The organism is Streptomyces sp. NBC_01334 (assembly GCF_035983595.1).
GTDB lineage: Bacteria > Actinomycetota > Actinomycetes > Streptomycetales > Streptomycetaceae > Streptomyces > Streptomyces coriariae.
The window spans coordinates 898,622-913,868 of record NZ_CP130718.1 but is presented as its reverse complement, the minus strand read 5'-3'; the positions used below and the strand labels follow the sequence as shown (position 1 = coordinate 913,868).

Below are 15,247 nucleotides of genomic sequence, written 5' to 3'. Positions count from 1 at the left end.
GCGGCACGGCGAAGCCCGCGCGCCGGCTCCGCCCATCGTATGTTCGATCGCCCCGCTCCGCTCCGGGATACCGGCGGACCGTGCGCTCTGAGGACAGGGCCGGGCGCACGCGGTCAAGACGGCTGCCGCGCCCCCAGCACGCAGAACTCGTTGCCCTCGGGGTCGACCAGCGTCACCCAGGGCTGCTCACCCTGTCCGATGTCCGTGTGGCGGGCGCCCAGGGACAGCAGGCGGGACACCTCGGCGTGCTGGTCCTCGGGGCGGAAGTCCAGGTGGAGCCGGTTCTTGACCGTCTTCCTCTCCGGTACGGGCACGAAGATCAGGCCCGGCAGCCGGTCCCGCTCCGGTCGGATCTCGTACTCGTCGGACGCGTCGTTGATCACGACCCAGCCGAGGGCCGCGGCCCACCAGCGGCCCAGCGCCACGGGGTCGGCCGAGTCGACGACCACTTGCTCCCACTCGAGTGCCATGGCCGAAGCGTAGTGAAGACTGGGCCCGACGGATGTGATCACGACACGAGGAGGCGGCGGGATGACGGTCCCGATCACGGCAGGGGTCGACGGGACGGACGAGAGCCTCGCGGCGCTCGCCTGGGCGGCCCGCGAGGCCGTCCGGCGCGACCTGGAACTGCGGGTGGTGCACGCCTGGCGGTTCCAGCCGAACGCGGCGGCCGACGTGGCGGACCGCGACGCCCAGGAGCGGTGGGTGCGGGACTCCGTGCGGGAGGCCGTCGCGACGGTCGCCGAGCGGCACCCGGCGCTCGCCGTGACGACCGACGTCCAGGAGGGCAGCCCGGTCGAGACGCTCGCCGCCGCCGCGGCGGACGCGGAACTGCTGGTGCTCGGCTCGCGCGGGCACGGGCCCGTGGTCGGGTTCCTGCTGGGCTCGGTCGGCCAGCAGGTGATCGCCGAGGCCGCGCGCCCGGTCGTGCTGGTCCGGGCCGGTGACAAGCCGTCCGCCGAGGTGGCCGGCCACGAGATCGTCGTCGGCCAGCAGGGCGAGCCCGAGGACAGCGCCCCCGCGCTGCGCTTCGCGTTCGAGACTGCGGCCGCCCGGGGCGCGGGCGTCCGTGCGGTACGGGCCTGGACGCTCCCGCCGGTGTTCGCCTACAGCCCCGGTTCGCTCAAGCTCGCCGACGACGCGGGTGGTCTGGAGCCGTACGAGAAGAAGGCGCTGGCCTCGGCCCTGGACCCGTGGCGGGAGCGGTTCCCCGACGTGCCGGTGGTGGAGCACGTGGAGATGGGCAGCGCCGGGCAGGTGCTGCTGTCGGTGTCCGGGCGGGCGCAGCTGATGGTGGTCGGCCGCCGCGCCCACCGCACGGCCGTGGGCGCCCGGATCGGCTCTGTGGCGCACGGCGTCCTGCACCACGCGGACTGCCCGGTCGCCGTCGTGCCCCACGACTGACTCACTCCGGGATCGTCGGCTCCAGGGTCTCCCGTGCCTTGGGCAGGATCTTCTGGATGTAGTCCTCGACGGCCGTGTCGAGACCGATGTCGTGCTGCGCGTGCTCCGAGAGGTACCAGCGGTGTTCGAGGAGCTCGTGGTAGATCTCCGCCGCGTCCATGGAGCCGCGCAGCTCGAGCGGGACCGCGCGCACGGTGGGCCGGAAGACGTCTCGCACCCAGCGGTGCGCCAGCACCTCCGGGCGGGCGGCGAGGGGGTCGCCCGGGGCGTAGTCGTCCTGGGTGGCCATCCAGCTCTCGAGGTCGTTCAGCAGCCGCCGGGCCTGGTTCTCCTCGGTGTCCAGACCGGTGAGGCGCAGCAGCTGGCGCTGGTGGTGGCCCGCGTCGACGACCTTGGGCACGAAGGTGACCGTGTCGCCGTTGGGGGAGTGCTCGATCTGCATCTCGGCGACGTCGAAACCGAGCTCGTTGAGCCGGCGGATCCGGCGCTCGATGTAGTGGTACTTGCCCGCCGGGTAGACCGAGGTGCGGGTCAGCTCCTGCCACAGCGCGCCGTAGCGGGCGCAGATCTCGGTGCCGAACTCGATCGGGTCCACCGAGGGGTGCAGCGCCCCGGACGCCTCCAGGTCGAGCAGCTCGCCGCTGATGTTGACGCGGGCGAGGTCGAGGTCGTAGTCGCGCTGGCCGGGGCTCAGCTGGGGGTGCAGGTCGCCGGTCTCGGCGTCGACGAGGTAGGCGGCGTAGGCGCCCGCGTCCCGTCGGAACAGGGTGTTGGACAGCGAGCAGTCGCCCCACGCGAACCCGGCCAGATGCAGCCGCACCAGCAGCACGGCGAGGGCGTCCATGAGCCGGTGCATGGTCGCCGGGCGCATGGTCGTCTCGAACATCGAGCGGTACGGCATCGAGCCGCCCAGATGCCGGGTGACCAGCACCGACTCCAGCGGGACCCCGCCCTCGTCGGCGCGGCCGGTGACCACGGCCAGCGGGTCGACGGCGGGGATGCCGAGCCGGTCCAGGTCGCGCAGCAGCTCGTACTCGCGCAGCGCGGGGCGCTCGGCGAGCTCCTTGACGGCGATCACCTCGTCGCCGGCCTGGGCGTAGCGCACCACGTGGCGGGAGATGCCGCGCGGCAGCGGGACGAGGACCTCCTCGGGCCACTCCTCCAGGGGCAGGTGCCAGGGCAGCTCCAGCAGGAGTGCCGGATGCTCCGGGTTGGTGGCGCTGATCTGCAAAGCCATGGCCTGACCTTAGACGGCGCGTTCGCGGGCCTGCTGGGCCGCCGCCTTCACGGACCCCTGGTGCAGTGGGCCGTGCCCGGGCAGCAGCAGGTCGGCCGGGAGCGCTTCGATCACGCTCAGGGACTCCACGGCGCGGGCGCGCTCGTGGTGGAACATGTCCGGCAGCAGCTGCGGCCCCGCCAGCCGGGAGGTCGGATGGCCGCTGACCAGGGCGTCGCCGGAGATGACCACACCCGCTTCCGGGAGGTGGAAGACGGTGTGGCCGCCGGTGTGGCCGGGGGTGTGCACCGGGACGGGCCGACCGGGCAGGTCGAGCGGGCCGTCGGCGCCGGGGAACGCCTCGGGCGCGGTGACCGGGTGCTGCTCGGTGCCGCCGGAGCGCAGCGCGTGCACCATCCACGGCAGGACGCCGGGCCGCCAGGCGTTCCTCAGCACCTCGCCCACGCTCACCTGCTGGAGGAACTCCCGTCGGGCGTGCGGCACTTCGGCCTCGTGCAGATACACCGGGGTGCCGTACACGGAGCGCAGGTGCTCGGCGGAGCCCAGGTGGTCGTTGTGAGCGTGGGTGATCAGCACGGCCGTGACCGCCTCCGGTGAAGCGCCCACGGAGGCGAGGGAGTCCAGCACCAGCTGCCGGTCTCCCGGGTAGCCGGTGTCGATCAGGGTGACGGCGTCCCCTTCGGTGAGGATCACCCAGTTGGTGTTGCTGCCGTGCACCAGGTAGGTGCCGTCCGCCACTTGCCGTACGTCTGCCCGCATGGCCGTCCCGTGTCCTGGAGATCCGTCGTCGACGGGGACAGCAAAGCAGATCACCGGACGGATGCGGATGATGGGGTTCCCCGCATGCCGAACAGGAATCTCGTCACCCGCGTCCGGCGCACCCCGTACTCGTACACCAGCAGGATCACCGTCAGCGAAGCGGCCACGATCGCCGCGTACTTGACGACGATCGGCGCCGGCCGGCCGACCATGCCGTAGGCGAAGGCGACGACCACCGGCTGGTGCAGCACGTACAAGGGCAGCGCGGCGACCGCGAGATACCCCAGGACCGGGCCGGGCGGCCGGCGACGCGCTGCGGGCCGGTCCAGCAGTCCCAGGATCGCCACCACCCAGGCCCAGCCCGCCGCGCCGAACAGCGCCCGGGTGACCAGCGCGAGTGGGGTGCGGTCGGTGAACGGGTCGTCCGCGCTCATGAACCCGGGCGCGGACGCCGCGAACAGCGCCAGGCCGAGCAGGCCGACCGGCACGGCCACCCGTCGTGTCGCGGCCCGGATCCGGTCGTCGCCGGACAGCGCGTAGCCGTGGACGAAGAACACCAGGTACGCCCAGCGGTTCCAGCCGGCGTAGCTCTCCTCCATGCCGAGGAGGGAATCGATCGCGGCGAGCGGGAGGGCGGGCAGGAGCAGCAGGCCCGGTCGGCGCGCCACCGCGTCGCCGATCCGCGGCGCACCGGAGGCCAGTGGGCCCGCGACCGGGGCGAGGAGCAGGCAGAAGGCGAGCAGGAGGACCACGAACCACAGGTGGCCGGTCTCGAAGTGCTCACCGCGCAGGACGAAGGGGAAGTCGCCGAGGTCGGGGCGGACGTCGAAGAAGTGCAGCCAGAACCGTCCGTACGGCTCGTCGTAGCCGGGGTCGGCGGCGCGCAGCCGCAGCCACTGCGGGACGGGGACGATGGTGAGCGTCGCGAGGACCAGCGGGACACCCAGGCGCAGCAGGCGTTCGCGGGCGAACCCGCCGGGGCCGCGCCGGCCGATCGAGTGGTGGGCACCGAGACCGGCCACGAGGAAGAGCATCGGCATGGCCCACACCACCCCGAGCCCCGCGACGACGGTGACGACCTCGGTCGTGTCGCGGTTCTTGACGTAGAAGTCGTCGTCCGGGGAGAAGACCAGGGCGGCGTGGAAGAACACCAGCCCGACGACCACGAGGGCACGCAGGACGTCCAGTTCCGTCCGCCGGGGTCGCGCGCTCGTCCGGGCCCCGGCGGTGGTCGCGGGCTCCGGTGGGTCGGTCATGCGGTCAAACTACGTACCCCTGAGGGGTAGGGACACAGGTACCGTCGGCTCCGTTTCAGCGCACCCCGCGCGGGCGGAACTGGACGCTGATGCGCGGCCCGGCGGCGCGGGTGGACTTGGGCACGCAGTGCTCCCAGGTCCGCTGGCAGGAGCCGCCCATCACGATCAGGTCGCCGTGTCCCAGCGGGCGCCGTACCGTCTCGCCTCCGCGTGCCGGGCGCAGCAGCAGGTCGCGCGGGGACCCTACGGAGAGGATCGCGACCATGGTGTCCTCCCGGGCGCCGCGGCCGATCCGGTCGCCGTGCCAGGCGACGCTGTCCCGGCCGTCGCGGTAGTGGCACAGGCCGGCGGTGACGAAGGGCTCGCCCAGTTCCTCGGCGTAGTGCGCGGACAACGCCCGGCGCGCCTGGGTCAGCACCGGGTGGGGCAGCTCCTCACCGGCTCCGTAGAAGGCCAGCAGGCGGGGCACGTCGATGACGTTGTCGTACATCTTCCGGCGCTCGGCACGCCACGGAACCCCGGTCGCCAGCTCCTCGAACAGGGCGTCCGATCCGGTGAGCCAGCCCGGCAGCACGTCGATCCAGGCGCCCGCGCCGAGCGTGGTCCGGCGGATCCCGTCGAGGGAGCCGAGACGCAGTTCGTCGGTCTGGTCGAAGAGGGAGCCCTGGAGGTGGTGCGCGGTCATGGTCCCAGCGTACGCCCTAATCGAAAGCATGTTCCCTTTGGTTGTCCCGCAGGGGTGCCGAGGCATGCTCCGGGAGGTCTTTCGATACATCGGTGTATCGGATACATTCCCGTATCGAACGGAGGTCCGAGATGGCGACGGAGCAGACCGAGCAGACCGAGCGGACGACCGGGCGCGTCACCAGGCGCAGGGTCCGCACGCGGGCCAAGCTGCTCGACGCCGCCTTCGAGGTGTTCGCGGCCAAGGGCTTCGGGCGGGTCTCCATCGAGGAGGTCTGCGAGGCCGCCGGCTACAGCCGGGGCGCCTTCTACTCCAACTTCGACAGCCTGGACGAGCTGTTCTTCGCCCTCTACCGGCAACGGGCCGACCTGATCGCCGAGCAGGTGTCCGGGGCCCTCGCCCTCGACGGACCCGACCTCGACGTGCCCGCCGCCGTCGACCGGGTCACCGAGGTGCTCCTGCTCGACCTGGACTGGCTCCTGGTGAAGACGGACTTCCTGGTGCACGCCGCGCGCGCACCGGACGTCGCGCAGACCCTGCTGGAACACCGGGCGCGGTTGCGGCGGGCGATCGCCGACCGGCTCGCGCGGGCCCGGGGCCTGGCCGAACCGCCGGCCGTGCTCGGGGACGTCGACAGCGCGGCGCACGCCGTGGTCGCGGCCTACGACGGAGTCACCGCTCAACTGCTGCTGGACAAGGACGTCGAGGGTGCTCGTGTCTGGCTGAAGCAACTGCTCACCGCGCTGCTGACCGACGGCAGCGGCACCCCGGAATGACATCCTCAGGAGAAAGGCAGCGGACGCCATGGACGCGGACGTCATCGTCGTCGGAGCGGGCCTCGCGGGCCTGGTCGCGGCGCACGAACTCACCAGCAGGGGCCGGCGGGTCGCCCTGGTCGACCAGGAGAACGCCGCCAACCTCGGCGGCCAGGCGTTCTGGTCCTTCGGCGGGCTCTTCCTCGTCGACTCCCCGGAGCAGCGCCGCCTCGGCATCAAGGACTCCTTCGACCTCGCGTGGAACGACTGGCAGGGCAGCGCGCAGTTCGACCGCGCCGACGACGAGGACTCCTGGGCGGTGCGCTGGGCGCGCGCCTACGTCGAGTTCGCGGCGGGGGAGAAGCGGCCCTGGCTCGCCGGGCACGGGATCTCCTTCGTGCCGACCGTCGGCTGGGCGGAGCGCGGCGATCTGCGCGCCGACGGACACGGCAACTCGGTGCCCCGCTTCCACGTCGCCTGGGGCACCGGCACGGGCGTCGTCGAGCCGTTCGCGCGGTACGCCAAGCAGGCGGCGAAGGACGGGCTGCTGACCTTCTACCACCGGCACCAGGTGGACGAGCTGGTCCTCGAGGACGGCGCCGCCCGCGGGGTGCGCGGCACGGTCCTGGCTCCCGACGACAGCGCGCGAGGCGTCGCCTCCAACCGCGACCGCATCGGCGACTTCGAGCTGACCGCCCAGGCCGTGGTCGTCACCAGCGGCGGCATCGGCGCCAACCACGAGATCGTGCGGCGCTACTGGCCCGAGCGGCTGGGCACGCCGCCCGCCGAGATGGTCACCGGTGTCCCCGCCTACGTCGACGGCCGGATGCTCGACATCAGCGCCGAGGCCGGCGTGCGGCTGGTCAACCGCGACCGCATGTGGCACTACACCGAGGGCATCCAGAACTGGGACCCGATCTGGCCCGGCCACGGCATCCGCATCCTGCCCGGCCCGTCCTCCCTGTGGTTCGACGCCCTCGGCCGCCGCCTGCCCGACCCGTGCCTGCCGGGCTACGACACCCTCAACACGCTCAAGCACCTGCGGACGACCGAGGACATCGCCGGGCACGACCACTCCTGGTTCATCCTCACCCGCAAGATCGTCGAGAAGGAGTTCGCGCTCTCGGGCTCCGAGCAGAACCCCGACATCACCGCCAAGGACCGCAAGGCCGTCCTGCGCGACCGGCTCCTCGGCAAGGGCGCCCCGGCGCCCGTGCAGGCGTTCCTCGACCGCGGCGCGGACTTCGTCATCGCCGACACCCTCGACAAGCTCGTCGAGAAGATGAACGGGCTGACCGGGAAGGCGCTGCTCGACGTGGACACCCTGCGCCGCCAGATCCAGGCCCGCGACCTCCAGATGGCCAACCCGTACGCCAAGGACTCCCAGGTCCAGGGCATCCGCAACGCGCGCCGCTACATCGGCGACCGGCTCGGCCGGGTCGCCACCCCGCACCGTGTCCTGGACCCGGAGGCCGGCCCGCTCATCGCCGTCAAGCTGCACGTCCTCACCCGCAAGACCCTCGGCGGCATCCAGACCGACCTCGACTCGCGCGCCCTGGGCGCCGACGGACAGCCGGTCGAGGGCCTGTACGCGGCGGGCGAGGTGGCGGGCTTCGGCGGTGGCGGCGTGCACGGCTACAACGCCCTCGAAGGCACCTTCCTCGGCGGCTGCCTCTTCTCCGGACGGGCCGCAGGCCGGGCCGCGGCCCGGTAGACGGGCTGAGGGAGGGCAGACGGGCTGAGGGAGGGCCTGACGGGAACGACCAGGAAGCCTCGCCGACGGACGGGCCGACGGCGGGTTGACGGCGGGCCGGCGGACGGGCCGACCGCCCCGGGCCGTCAGCGTTGGTCCGCCTCCAGCAGGCGGACCAACACCGCCGTATGGCTCTGCTCCGGGGACTTCGCGGACGTCAGCAGCGTCACCGGTCCCGCGCGGACCGACGCACGCAACCGGTCGAGGAGTCCGGCCGCCTCGGGTTCGGTCAGCTCCGCCTCGTAGCGGCGCGCGAACTCCTCGTAAGACCCCTCGCCCGCGTGGTACCAGCGGCGCAGCTCGGTGGACGGGGTGAGGCCCTTGGGCCACTCGTCCACGCGGGCCGCGTCCTTGGACACCCCGCGCGGCCACAGCCGGTCGACCAGGACGCGCACCCCGTCGTCGATCTCGGGCGGGTCGTAGACACGACGTACACGGACACTCATGGGCGGGCCGTCCGTCCGTCATCGGGTGGGCAGGTCCTGCCGAGCGTAGGCCCCGGACGCCCGCCGACACCGCTCGGCTTGACCTGAATGAGGGGGAAGCCCGGGGCATCCGGTCCCTAGTCTGAGGACGTTTGATCACACGCCACCCCCCAGGAGCGCACGTGACACACCCTCGCAGACGCGCCACCACCCTCCTGCGCCGCGAAACCGTCGCCGTCACCGTCCCCGTCGCCCTGGCGGCGCTGCTCGCGGCGGCCGGACCCGCCACCGCGGCCGGACCGGCGGGCACCGCAGGCGTCGGCGACCCCTACTTCCCGCTCGCCGGCAACGGCGGCTACCACGTGACCCACTACGACCTGAACCTCCGCTACGACCCGGGCAGCCGGCACCTCGACGGCACAGCGGTGCTGACCGCCCGCGCGACCCAGCGGCTGACCCGCTTCGACCTCGACTTCCAGGGGCTGAAGGTCACCGGCCTCACCGTCGACCACGTCAAGGCCGCCCACCGGCGCGACGGCCAGGAACTCGTCGTCACCCCGCGGCGCGCCCTGCGCAAGGGCGAGCGGTTCCAGGTCACCGTCACCTACAACGGCACCCCCGGCCCGGTCACCGACCCCGACGGCTCCCTCGACGGCTGGATCCCCACCGACGACGGGGCCTTCGTCGCCGGCGAACCGCAGGGCGCCATGACCTGGTTCCCGGCCAACAACCATCCCCTCGACAAGTCCTCCTACGACTTCACGATCACGGTCCCCGAGGACCGCGCCGCCGTCGCCAACGGCGTCCTCCTCGGCCGGCGCACCACCCACGGCAGGACCACCTTCCGCTGGCGCCAGACCGAACCCATGGCCGCCTACCGCGCCACCGCCACCGTGGGAAAGTTCCAGGTCAAGCAGTACACGACCCGCGACGGCCTCAAGGTCTACGACGCCGTCGACCCGCGCGAGGCCGCGGCCGCCGCGCCCGTCGTCGAGCAGCTGCCCTCCGTGCTGGAGTGGGAGAGCGGACTGTTCGGCCCCTACCCGTTCCGTGCCGCCGGCTCCATCGTCGACCACGCCCCGGACGTCGGCTACGCCCTGGAGACCCAGTCGCGGCCCGTGTACGACCGGGCCCCCGACCTGAGCACCCTCGTCCACGAGAGCGCCCACCAGTGGTTCGGCGACTCCGTCTCCCTCACCTCCTGGAAGGACATCTGGCTCAACGAGGGCTTCGCCACCTACACCGAGTGGCTCTACGCCGAGCAGCACGGCGGCAGCACCGCCCAGGAGACCTTCGACGCCCTGTACGCCCGCCCCGCCACCGACGGCCTGTGGGCGTTCCCGCCCGGCGACCCCGGCAGCGGCGCGAACATCTTCGACACCCCCGTCTACGCCCGTGGCGCCATGACCCTGCACGCGCTGCGCACCGCCGTCGGAGACCGCGCCTTCTTCCGCGTCCTGCGCGCATGGGCCGCCGCGCACCGCTACGGCCACGGCACCACCGCCCAGTTCGAACGGCTCGCGGAACGGGAGTCCGGGCAGGACCTCGGCGCGCTGTTCCGGACCTGGCTGTACGGCCGGGGCAAGCCCGCCAAGCCGTAGCGCCCGAACAGGCCCCGGAACCTGACGAGTTCCAAACACCCGTCGGAGAAGGTCGAACGATGATCACCCTTCGCCGCCGGGCCGCGCTGCTCGCCGCATCCCTCCTGCTCACCGGATGCGGCGGCGGCGCCGCGGCCACACCGGAGCACCGGCCCGCCGCCACCGCCACCGACACACCGGCGGCGTCCCGCACACCCGCCCCCGCGATCTCCGTCGAGGCGGCACCGCAGCGGATACCCGGCCTGGGGACGAAGACATGGGCCGCCGTGCCGGAGGCCGCGGCTCAGGTGGTCGTGGTGACCGGCCGGGGCCGCGACTCCCCGCTCTCCACGGTGGTCCTCTACCGGCGGACCGCGGCGGGCTGGCAGGCGGGGAAGAACTGGCCCGCGCACAACGCGCTGCGCGGCTGGAGCGACCATCACATGGGTGGCGACCTGCGCTCGCCCGTCGGCGTCTACGGCCTCACCGACGCCGGCGGCCTGCTGCGCGACCCCGGCACGCGCCTCTCCTACGACCACGGCGTCGGCTTCACCTCGCCCGGCACCGGATTCGAGGGCGAACCGCTGCGGGGTTCCTTCGACTACGTGATCGCGATCGACTACAACCGCGAGCCCGGCACCTCGCCCCTCGACTGGACCCGCCCCCTCGGCGCGGAACGCGGCGGCGGCATCTGGCTGCACGTCGACCACGGCGGCCCCACCCACGGCTGCGTGAGCATCGCCGAGGAGCACATGAAGGAGCTGCTCCTCGTCCTGGACCCCGCCCTGCACCCTGTGGTCGTCATGGGCGACCATGCCTCTCTGGCCCGCTGAACAAACGGAGTTGTCGCGTGTGCGCTCATGTACTGGTCGCCGAGGACGACGCGATGCAGGCCGAACTCATCCGCCGTTCGCTGCTCGCCGAGGGGCACACCGCCACCGTCGTGCACGACGGCGCGGCCGCGCTGGACGCGGTGCGGCGCGACCGGCCCGACCTCGTCGTCCTCGACCTCATGCTGCCGGTCATCGACGGTTTCGGGGTGTGCCGGGTGCTGCGCCGCGACGACGACATCCCGGTGCTGATGCTGACCGCCCGGGCCGGCGAGGACGACGTGCTGCTCGGCCTGGAGCTGGGCGCCGACGACTACATGACCAAGCCCTACAGCCCGCGCGAGCTGATGGCCCGCATCCGTACCGTCCTGCGGCGCAGCGGGCGGGCCGGCGCCGACCGGCGGGACGACCCCGTCGTCCGTGCCGCGGGGCTCGCCGTCGATCCCCAGCGGCACGAGGTGCGCTGCGCCGGAGAGCCGGTGGAGTGCACACCGGCCGAGTTCCAGATCCTGCTCGCCATGGCCGCCGAGCCCGAACGGGTCTTCTCCCGAAGGCAGTTGCTCCAGTGCACCCGCGGCTTCGACCGGGCCTCGACCGAGCGGGCGATCGACGTGCACATCATGAACCTGCGCCGGAAGATCGAGGCCGACCCGCGCAGACCCGTGCGGCTGCTGACGGTGTTCGGCGTCGGCTACAAGCTCAGCGGCGGCCACGCGTGAACCGCAACCGCACCCGCATACCGCTGCGCAAGCGCCTGCTGGTCCGGCTGCTGATCGCGTCCGTCCTGATCGCCGTGTGCTCGGTGGCCGCCACCGCCTGGCTCGCCGTCACCACCACCACCCGCGCGCTGCAGGAGGAGCAGGGCCAGGCCCTCGCCGACGACATGGACATCCTCGCGCGGCTCAGCGGCTACGCCGCCACCCACCCCGACTGGACGGGCGTCGAGGCGACGGTCCGTGAGCTGTCCGCGCGCACCGGCCGGCGCATCGCCCTGACCACCGCCGACCGCAGACCCCTGGCCGATTCCGCGCCGCGCGGCACCTCCCTGCCGCCGAGTGCCGCCGCCACCGTCGACCCGCTGCGCACCGACACCTACAGCGAGCCGGGCGCGCAGCTGAGCGGTACCGACCCGCGCGTGGTGGGCCCCTACCGGCTCACCCCGCTCGAACGCACGAAGCTCGACGCCGTAGCCCGCGCGCGGCAACGCTGCCTCTCCCGCTACGGCGTCGACACGACCGTCACGCACACCCCGAGCGGGCGCCCGGTGGTCACGGCCTCGGACTCCACCGCCGTCTCCGGGTACGCGTTCGACGAGTGCGGGGACGGGCAGCTCGACACGCCCGCGCACACGGAGGAGAAGGCGCTGACCGCGCTTCAGGGCCGGGCCGGCGGCTGCCTGACCCGGGCGGGCCTGGACCCCGACATCCCCCTGGTGTTCGGCACCGGAGTGCCCGGCGCGTCCGGCCGTGCCCCGACCCTGGCGCCCGTGTTCGCCAAGGCGGTGGACGGCATCGACAGGGCGGGGGACGGCAAGGCGGCCCTGCGCGCGGCCCAGACCTGCTTCGAGACCGCCCGGCGCGCCCAGCTCGACCCGTACGTCGCCCCGGTCGCCGAGCTGTTCCTCGGCGTCGGGGACGACGGGGCGGCTCCGCGCTGGGTCATGTCCCCGGCCAACAAGGCGAAGGTGGTCGGCGCGGCCGGGCTGGTGCTGGCCGTCACCGTCGCCGTCACCGCCGTCGTCGCCACCCGGCTGGTCCGGCCCCTGCGCGCCCTGACCGAGGCCGCGGGGCAGCCCCCGGACCGGCATGCCCGCGTGCCCGTCACGACGCAGGACGAGACCGGGATCCTCGCGGAGGCCTTCAACGACCTGGCGGAACGCCGGGAGCGGCTGGAGGCCCAGCGCAAGGCCCTCGTCAGCGACGTGGCCCACGAACTGCGCAGCCCGCTCACCAACATCCGGGGGTGGCTGGAGGTCACCCGCGACGGCCTCGTGGAACCCGACACCGAACTGCTCGGCGCCCTGCACGAGGAGGCGCTGATCCTCCAGCGCGTCATCGACGACCTGCGTGACCTCGCGGCCGCCGACGCGGGCACCCTGCGTCTGCACCGCGAACCGGTGCCCGCCGACGACCTGCTCGCCCAGGTCGCCGCCGCCCACCGGGTCGCCGCCGACACGGCCGGCGTGCGCCTGCGCACCGAGACCGAGGGTGCTCCGTGGCTGGACGCCGACCCGGTGCGGCTGCGGCAGGCGCTCGGCAACCTCGTCACCAACGCGGTGCGTCACACCCCGCCCGACGGCACGGTCACCCTGACCGCCCGGGGCGACGGCGAGCGTGTCGTCCTGGAGGTCGCCGACACCGGCACGGGCATCGCCACCGAGGATCTGGCGCATGTCTTCGAGCGGTTCTGGCGGGCGGAGAAGTCACGCAGTCGCCGCACCGGCGGCAGCGGTCTGGGCCTGCCGATCGTCCGCCAACTGACGGTCGCCCACGGCGGCACGGCGCAGGCGACGAGCACCCCGGGCGCGGGCAGCGTCTTCACCCTGAGACTGCCCGCGGCGACGGCCCCCGGAGACGGCTGAGGCGGCACCACCGAGGTCGTCGTGGACCTGGACCGAAGCGCGAAGCGCGGAACCGAGGCGGTGCGGCCGAGACGCTCCGGCAGGCGACCGCCGGTTGAGCCGGTTGAGGGGGGACGAGCGTCGCCCCTCCCGGGTGAGGGCCGTCGCGTCGGACCGGCCGGTGAGCGGCCGGTCCCGGCACGGATCCATGGTCCTGCGACCGGGTCCGGCCGCCCGGCCCCCGGCCCTGGCCGTCCCGGCTCATGGGCCCACCCGGCCCCGGCACAGCTCACGAACTGCGTCGGGCGGCCCTTGTCCGCCGCTTGAGGGCGCGTCGTTCGTTCTCACTGGTGCCGCCCCAGACCCCGAGGGTCTGATCGGTCTCCATGGCCCACTCCAGACACTGCTCCCGCACGGGGCAGCGTCGGCAGACCGCCTTCGCCTGCTCCGTCTGGAGCAGTGCCGGACCGGAGGTACCGATCGGGAAGAAGAGGTCGGGGTCCTCGTTGCGGCACTCGGCATGCTCTCGCCAGTTGTCCATCGAAGTCACCTGCGATCTCGTCGTATGCGCTTTTCCGGATGAGTTGCTCCCGATCGGGTCACCGGAGGGGCGGCGGTGAAACAGGATGGGCCCGGAAAAGCGTTCAATGCTCCCGCTGCCCCCACGGGGAGCCGTACGCCGTGAGCAGGTCGAGGAACGGACGGGGCGCAAACGCCTCGGGGCCCAGGACGCCCGCGCCGGACCACGCGCCCGTGGCGAGCAGTTCGAGGGCGACCACCGGGTTGACGGCGGTCTGCCACACCACGGCCTGGCTGCCGTACTCGGCCATGGACCACTGGTTGTCGACCACGTGGTACAGGTACACCTCGCGCGGCACGCCGTCCTTCACGCCCCGCACCCAGGTGCCCGCGCAGGTCTTGCCGTGCATCAACTCGCCCAGGGTCGCCGGGTCGGGCAGACAGGCGGCCACCACGTCCCGGGGCGAGACGGAGACCGGCCCCGACGCGCTCGGCACGGTCACCGGCGCGGTGCGGTCCAGCCCCAGCAGGTGCAGTGTCTTCAGGGTCTCGATGAACTCGTTGCCCAGGCCGTACTTGAAGGTGACCCGGCGCGCCTTCACCCAGCGCGGCACGAGCAGCACCTCCTCGTGCTCGACGTTCACGCACTCCACCGGCCCGATGCCCTCGGGGAAGTCGAACACCTCGGGCTCGCTGAACGGCGCGGTGGTGAACCAGCCCCGGTCGGCCTCGTAGACCACCGGGGGGTTGAGGCACTCCTCGATGGTGGTCCAGATGTTGAAGGAGGGTGCGAAGTCGTGGCCCTCGACGGTGAGGTTCGCGCCGTCGCGGATGCCGATCTCCTCGATCTCGTCGAAGAGTTCGTCGGCGGCGTACCGGGCGAAGACGTCCGACAGACCCGGCTCGACCCCCATGCCGACCAGGGCCAGGGCGCCCGCCTCGGCCCACTCGTCGGCCTCGGCGAACTGAGCGTCGCCGAGCCGGACGCCGCACTCCTCGTACGGCCGGTCGGGGTGCGGCCGCGAGAGCGACATCGCCATGTCGACATAGGTGGCCCCGGCGGTGCGCGCCGCGTGGAACAGCGGCATCACGAACCGCGGGTCGGTGGCGTTGAGCAGGACGTCGCAGCGGTGGCGGGCGAGCAGGTCGGCCACGGCCGCCTCGTCGCCGGCGTCGACGCGCTCGGCGTGGAAGCGGTCGTCGCCGTCGAGCGCGGCGACGGCGGCAGCGGCGCGGGCGGGGTCGTAGTCGGCCACGACCAGCGCCTCGAAGAACGGACGGCGGGCTGCGATCCGGGTGATGGCGGTACCCACACCGCCGGCGCCCACGAGAAGGACACGCATGGACAGAACTCCCTCGGCTGAGAATACGAACGAAGGTGGACAAGCTGAACGAAGGTATGCGAAAGCGTGCTGAGGGGCCCTGCGGCAGATACAACTCCGTGCGTCGGCGTAAGGTCAATGGTGTTGGCATAAGAGCGCAGG

15 protein-coding genes are annotated in these 15,247 nt (G+C 72.9%); 7 read left to right on the top strand and 8 right to left on the bottom strand.

Features of this window, described 5'->3' with window-relative positions:
• Window positions 1-113 precede the first annotated feature (113 nt).
• Window positions 114-470, bottom strand: a complete 357-nt coding sequence (locus tag OG736_RS04135; RefSeq protein ID WP_327181198.1) for a VOC family protein — start codon at window positions 468-470, stop codon at window positions 114-116.
• 61 nt (window positions 471-531) lie between these two features.
• Here OG736_RS04135 and OG736_RS04130 point away from each other — a divergent pair, with 61 nt between their 5' ends.
• Window positions 532-1,404, top strand: coding sequence for a universal stress protein (locus tag OG736_RS04130; RefSeq protein WP_327181197.1), 873 nt, complete (start codon window positions 532-534; stop codon window positions 1,402-1,404).
• Between the two features lies 1 nt (window position 1,405).
• Here OG736_RS04130 and OG736_RS04125 read toward each other — a convergent pair whose 3' ends face one another.
• The 4 genes from OG736_RS04125 to OG736_RS04110 are packed head-to-tail and all read right to left on the bottom strand — an operon-like array spanning window position 1,406 to window position 5,341.
• Window positions 1,406-2,641: a DUF4032 domain-containing protein gene (locus OG736_RS04125; RefSeq protein ID WP_327181196.1), complete on the bottom strand. Its 1,236-nt coding sequence runs from the start codon at window positions 2,639-2,641 to the stop codon at window positions 1,406-1,408.
• A gap of 9 nt (window positions 2,642-2,650) precedes the next feature.
• Entirely contained in the window at window positions 2,651-3,400 is a 750-nt protein-coding gene (locus OG736_RS04120) for an MBL fold metallo-hydrolase (RefSeq protein ID WP_327181195.1), read from the bottom strand.
• Window positions 3,401-3,450: 50 nt separating this feature from the next.
• Window positions 3,451-4,656, bottom strand: coding sequence for an acyltransferase family protein (locus OG736_RS04115; RefSeq protein WP_327181194.1), 1,206 nt, complete (start codon window positions 4,654-4,656; stop codon window positions 3,451-3,453).
• Window positions 4,657-4,711: 55 nt separating this feature from the next.
• Complete coding sequence (locus OG736_RS04110; RefSeq protein WP_327181193.1) at window positions 4,712-5,341, bottom strand: alpha-ketoglutarate-dependent dioxygenase AlkB; 630 nt, start codon at window positions 5,339-5,341, stop codon at window positions 4,712-4,714.
• Between the two features lie 131 nt (window positions 5,342-5,472).
• Between OG736_RS04110 and OG736_RS04105 the strand changes: the two genes are divergently transcribed.
• Entirely contained in the window at window positions 5,473-6,117 is a 645-nt protein-coding gene (locus OG736_RS04105; protein WP_327181192.1) for a TetR/AcrR family transcriptional regulator, read from the top strand.
• A 28-nt stretch (window positions 6,118-6,145) separates the two neighbouring features.
• Entirely contained in the window at window positions 6,146-7,810 is a 1,665-nt protein-coding gene (locus OG736_RS04100; protein WP_327181191.1) for an FAD-binding dehydrogenase, read from the top strand.
• Between the two features lie 125 nt (window positions 7,811-7,935).
• On the opposite strand, the gene OG736_RS04095 is transcribed toward OG736_RS04100, so the two are convergent.
• A complete protein-coding gene (locus tag OG736_RS04095) occupies window positions 7,936-8,295 on the bottom strand; it encodes a DUF488 domain-containing protein (RefSeq protein WP_327181190.1) in 360 nt (119 codons plus the stop codon).
• A gap of 161 nt (window positions 8,296-8,456) precedes the next feature.
• Here OG736_RS04095 and OG736_RS04090 point away from each other — a divergent pair, with 161 nt between their 5' ends.
• The 4 genes from OG736_RS04090 to OG736_RS04075 are packed head-to-tail and all read left to right on the top strand — an operon-like array spanning window position 8,457 to window position 13,265.
• Window positions 8,457-9,875 (top strand): M1 family metallopeptidase, encoded by a 1,419-nt coding sequence (locus tag OG736_RS04090; protein ID WP_327181189.1) that lies wholly within the window; start codon window positions 8,457-8,459, stop codon window positions 9,873-9,875.
• Window positions 9,876-9,934: 59 nt separating this feature from the next.
• Window positions 9,935-10,687: a L,D-transpeptidase family protein gene (locus tag OG736_RS04085; protein ID WP_327181188.1), complete on the top strand. Its 753-nt coding sequence runs from the start codon at window positions 9,935-9,937 to the stop codon at window positions 10,685-10,687.
• Window positions 10,688-10,704: 17 nt separating this feature from the next.
• Window positions 10,705-11,403 (top strand): response regulator, encoded by a 699-nt coding sequence (locus OG736_RS04080; RefSeq protein WP_327181187.1) that lies wholly within the window; start codon window positions 10,705-10,707, stop codon window positions 11,401-11,403.
• Window positions 11,400-13,265, top strand: coding sequence for a sensor histidine kinase (locus tag OG736_RS04075; protein ID WP_327181186.1), 1,866 nt, complete (start codon window positions 11,400-11,402; stop codon window positions 13,263-13,265). Before OG736_RS04080 ends, OG736_RS04075 begins: the two co-directional genes overlap by 4 nt.
• A gap of 268 nt (window positions 13,266-13,533) precedes the next feature.
• Here the strand turns inward: OG736_RS04075 and OG736_RS04070 are convergent, their stop codons facing one another.
• Entirely contained in the window at window positions 13,534-13,785 is a 252-nt protein-coding gene (locus OG736_RS04070; RefSeq protein ID WP_057605100.1) for a WhiB family transcriptional regulator, read from the bottom strand.
• 103 nt (window positions 13,786-13,888) lie between these two features.
• Window positions 13,889-15,106, bottom strand: coding sequence for a saccharopine dehydrogenase family protein (locus OG736_RS04065; protein ID WP_327181185.1), 1,218 nt, complete (start codon window positions 15,104-15,106; stop codon window positions 13,889-13,891).
• Between the last annotated feature and the right edge of the window lie 141 nt (window positions 15,107-15,247).